The sequence below is a fragment of the Bacteroides sp. CAG:633 genome, from assembly GCF_000435115.1.
Lineage (GTDB): Bacteria > Bacteroidota > Bacteroidia > Bacteroidales > Bacteroidaceae > Bacteroides > Bacteroides ndongoniae.
This window is the reverse complement of the sequence record NZ_FR883027.1, coordinates 1-4257: the sequence shown is the minus strand read 5'-3', so window position 1 is coordinate 4257 and position 4257 is coordinate 1. Positions and strand designations below refer to the sequence as shown.

The following is a 4257-nucleotide window of genomic DNA, read 5'->3' as shown; positions in this document are numbered from 1 at the left end:
CCATAAACTACAAGCCGTACCGTGCCTTTTTAAAAAGACAGTTTCCACTTCATTTCGGAACTAGCTTGCATTGGACTATCAGAATGTGACAAAACTTTCTATTTCTGTAAATAGTCCAGAAATTTCAAACTTTGTCACATTCCAACAGATTAGAAACTTAAACAGTCATAAGTATTTAGTAGTTCTTCCTGCCTTAAACCTAAGTATCTTTTAGTAATGGTTACACTGGAATGATTAAACAGTTCCATAAGTTTAACTAAGGCTAGTTCTGAATTTTCACTGTTCATATTATAAACTTGTCTGCCAAAAGTCTTTCTAAGTGAATGACAGCTAAAGTTCTTAATCTTTAATTTGTACTTCTTTTTCACCTCTTTTAGTATCACATTGATTCTCTGGATAGTGAAAACAGTTCCTTTTTGGCTCACTAAAATAGGTGAGTTAATTCCTATAGGCTTTATCCGTTCATAACATTCTTTTATGTGCTGCCCAAGTTGGGCATTTATCCTAATAGTTCTCACCTTACTTGTCTTTTTCTCTATTACTGTAAATTCACTGGTATTTAATATCTGTTTCCATCTCAAAGCTAGAATATCTGATATTCTTAAACCAGTGAAACACCCCAAAGCTATAAGAAGTGAAATTTTATAATTTCCATCTTTAGCCAATTTCCTTATTAAATTCATTGCATCAGACCAAACTAGATAATCTGCTGTAGTGCTTGAATATTTTAAACTCATAATGTTCTGTTTTATATGTAAATAAATAAAAGTGAATATTTTACCATTACCAACATACTAGCCAATTAGCTAATGTATTGATTTATAGCAAAACATTCACTTTGTATATTAGTGAGTATTTATGATTGCAGATAAGTAAAGATTGCAATAATCAGTATCAGCAAAAAAGGATTGATAATACCAATTATTATTAGTAGTAGAACTACCAACGTACCCCATAATACTAGTTTTCCATTATCTTCCATTCTGTAGTACTTTTAAGTTGTTAAAAAAGAAAGGACACCTAATAAATAGATGCCCTTTCAATTAATTTAGCCCAAGAACCAAGAATATTTATTATCCAGTCCTTGTAATACATTGTTCAGTCCAACACTTACCTCTGTAGCATTTACCCCACGTTGTAAATAGCTGTCTATATAGCTATTTTTGTTTGACTGTGTGAGTAAATTGTGAAAATCAAAAAGAGATATGGCATTGTCTTTCACTCCAAACACTTCATTTGTGTAATAATCACGGCACACACTATTTATTTGGCTGTCAGTGATTAGAAGTCTTGGTATTGCTTTCTGTCTTGCTGGTGAAAGTGCTTGGTACATTCTCATTCTGCCTACCACTTGTGCAAACTGTGTTTCAGATAAATAAGTATCTGATAATGTTTGCATCAAATGTATTTCTTTGGCTGCATTGAAGCTGTTAAACAATTCCAGTACATTTCTGTAAAGTTCACTGATATTGGTTACTTCCATGTTGAACCTCACACCCTCACCAGTAAGAATCTGATTAGAGCAAATTCTCATTCTCCAGCCAATAAAGACGGAAAACTTTTCTAAACCTTTGGAAGAACGGTATAGATTCAAGTCACTGTAATTTCTTACCCCACCTATGCACAATTCTAGTTTTTGTCCTCTTATTGTTTCAAAAATGGTTGGAACAGTAAAAGCAAATGCAAGTCTTTGATAGAATTGTGTCTTTTCACATTCTAACAGTTCACTTGCTTTCTTACCTAGTGCGGACGGTATTCTGCCACGTACTATGTGTGAAACTCTTATTTCTGGAAAACTCACCTTTTCACCTGCATAGAATGTACTTGCAGCTTCATGCACACAAGAAATAAAGTCTTGGTGTGAAATGGTTGATTCCAAGTTAGCCCAAGTAGGCACAACACATTTGTTTGCAAGTTCTTCCAGTGTGATAGAATCTGTATTTGCTTCCAAAAAGGTAACACTAGGCTTTGCAGTTTCTTCCACAATTATAGTAGCTTCTTCTGCAAACTCACCTAAATTCAAAGTTCTTTTCTCTGTTGGCATGATAACTAAATTTCTCATATTGATAAAAGTTTAAATGATTAATAATTCTTTTTTATATCAATATACAGAGGGGGACTAAGTGGGTTGTACACCGTAAAGACAGCCACTCTTATATATTTTAGCTTACTGACTGAATGGGGAGGGGGATTCTTATATGAAGTACCCTATATACCTGCTCTCTTGACTTTCAGCCAAACTGAATATAGGTGATTAGCTAGTTTAGTCAAGCATGATGATGGAACACGGTATATACTCTTTCTTCTTTTTAGTTTTTATATTCAACACTTTAGCTATATATTCCAAAGTTATTTCTTCGGAAGCTATTCTATTAGTTAGCAAACTCCTAATTTCTTCATCTTTCATATAGTATAGCTTTCCTGCTATTTCAAGAAGTAAGCTGTTTTTTCTTCTGATACTGCCATCTTCCATTATTTTTATTTCATCGTTTCTGTCTGGTGGAACAACACCGTTATCAATGCACCAGTCATAAATAATATGATAGATTCTTGTATCTGTATCATCTTTCTTAAAATCTGGAATAATGGACTTGTTCAGTATCAGCAAACCATTTGTTATATATTTTATCTGTCCTGCATTGACTGCCATTTCCAGATATTTATTTAATGTCTTTTCATCAATGCCCAGTTTCTTAGATAGTTCCGTTTTGTTAAGCCCATCCAGATGCGGATTTTCACTTATATACTTGTTCGTTTCCTTTTTACATATTGTCTTTAATTTAAGCAAGAAGTTCTTTAATTTAGTTCGTTCACTGGCTTTTGCTATGTTCATATCATCATTAAAGAAACTGTTATAAATATAGAAGAAGTTCTCATTACATTTTGCCACATGATATTTGTTGTAGGTCTTGTAGCTTCCCTCTGCTATTACATTGTTACTTATTACTTTATCAATAAGATTCTTATTCTTCTTTAGCCTTGCAACGCTTCTTTTTACAGTGCTTAATGATATGCCTAGTTTTTCGGAAATCTCCTTTTCCGTAACATTATCTGCAATGGAAGTTTTATAATTCATCCTTGACTTTATATAGGCATATACTATGGCATCCTTATTATCTATATTATTAATGTCTTTTGTCAGTGTCGTATATTGTTGTTCCATTGTGCGCAAACGGTTGGTTATTTGATTCTTCTTGATATATGTTATAAATCTCTCCGTTTTTCAGAGCCTTGTTATATTTACGTGTTCCACCTAGATACCGCTTCAATTCCTTTCTGGTATTGAACAGTCTGTTGTTGTATATCATCATAATGTTACGTTTTTATCATTAGTTACTTATCTACGAAAGCTAGAAATTTGATAATGAAGTGCGAAGCACTGAATTATCTAAGTTGTAATGTTAGTATTGTAGTAATGTATAGAGTATCATTTTTCCCCTATACTTGGTGTCAAATTTCCCATAGACTACGGTTCATTTTTCCTTAGTACCACTTCACTAAGACTATCTTTAAAAAACATCTGTAATTTACCTCCTTGTGTTATCTGGCTAACCATGTATGCCAGAATAGCTATTATGTACTGTTTTTGACGCTGCCTTACAGAAAGGCTTTGGCAGTCATACATTATGCGGTTGCCAATCATCCAGTTTAAAGTAGAATGTAATTCTACGCTTGTTTATCTGCTTCTTTTTCTTTAGAAAGCCGTTCATTTTAGCCCATATACCAACAGCTACCTTATTGCCGGTAATTCCATCACTAAAAGCCATTTCTTTTAATTGTTCAAACGTGTAATACTCCATGATTCAATGTTAGTTTCATTATATACTGTAAAATCTATAGTGCTTGAATTACTCTAGGCAGTTCTGGTTATGCCTCTGCTCGTGGTAATTCCAATCTTTTTATCTATGTACGATTATATTCACCTTTGGGCGGTGTACCTAATCAAAGGAACACTTTCTATAGCCAGCTTACCTATATCGCCATATTGCCGTTATTTTCTTCTGTCAGTAAGCTAACAGACAAGAATAGTGACTTTAAGAATTTCTTTTGACAATAGTTTATATTTATGGTTATTACGGATAGGCGATATTCAGAATAAATAGTTAAATGGTTGTATATTAGCGATTAGTAGATATATCGAAGTAGGTGCTATATAACTTGCCTAGTAGATAAAAAAGGCAATAAAAAAAGGCAGTCAATTATCCTGCTGCCCTTGTAAACCCGTTTTAACGTAATGAATTATCGTGAATCCTCTAT

4 protein-coding genes are annotated in these 4257 nt (G+C 33.2%); all 4 read right to left on the bottom strand.

Annotated features, from left to right (window positions below; translation table 11 throughout):
* Positions 1-149 precede the first annotated feature (149 nt).
* Entirely contained in the window at positions 150-737 is a 588-nt protein-coding gene (locus tag QVP67_RS04175) for a tyrosine-type recombinase/integrase (protein WP_022162296.1), read from the bottom strand.
* 311 nt (positions 738-1048) lie between these two features.
* Positions 1049-2062 carry a DUF3871 family protein gene (locus tag QVP67_RS04170; RefSeq protein WP_022162294.1) on the bottom strand — a complete coding sequence of 338 codons (1014 nt, stop codon included), beginning with the start codon at positions 2060-2062 and terminating at the stop codon, positions 1049-1051.
* 201 nt (positions 2063-2263) lie between these two features.
* Entirely contained in the window at positions 2264-3076 is an 813-nt protein-coding gene (locus QVP67_RS04165) for a helix-turn-helix transcriptional regulator (RefSeq protein ID WP_146265136.1), read from the bottom strand.
* Positions 3077-3617: 541 nt separating this feature from the next.
* On the bottom strand, positions 3618-3800 hold the full coding sequence (locus tag QVP67_RS04160) for a hypothetical protein (protein WP_022162291.1): 183 nt from the start codon (positions 3798-3800) through the stop codon (positions 3618-3620).
* Positions 3801-4257 lie beyond the last annotated feature (457 nt).

Bases quoted from the DNA above. Each gene is read 5' to 3' on its own strand.
- QVP67_RS04175 (WP_022162296.1), bottom strand. From the start codon at position 737: ATGAGTTTAAAATATTCAAGCACTACAGCAGATTATCTAGTTTGGTCT.
- QVP67_RS04170 (WP_022162294.1), bottom strand. From the start codon at position 2,062: ATGAGAAATTTAGTTATCATGCCAACAGAGAAAAGAACTTTGAATTTA.
- QVP67_RS04165 (WP_146265136.1), bottom strand. From the start codon at position 3,076: ATGAATTATAAAACTTCCATTGCAGATAATGTTACGGAAAAGGAGATT.
- QVP67_RS04160 (WP_022162291.1), bottom strand. From the start codon at position 3,800: ATGGAGTATTACACGTTTGAACAATTAAAAGAAATGGCTTTTAGTGAT.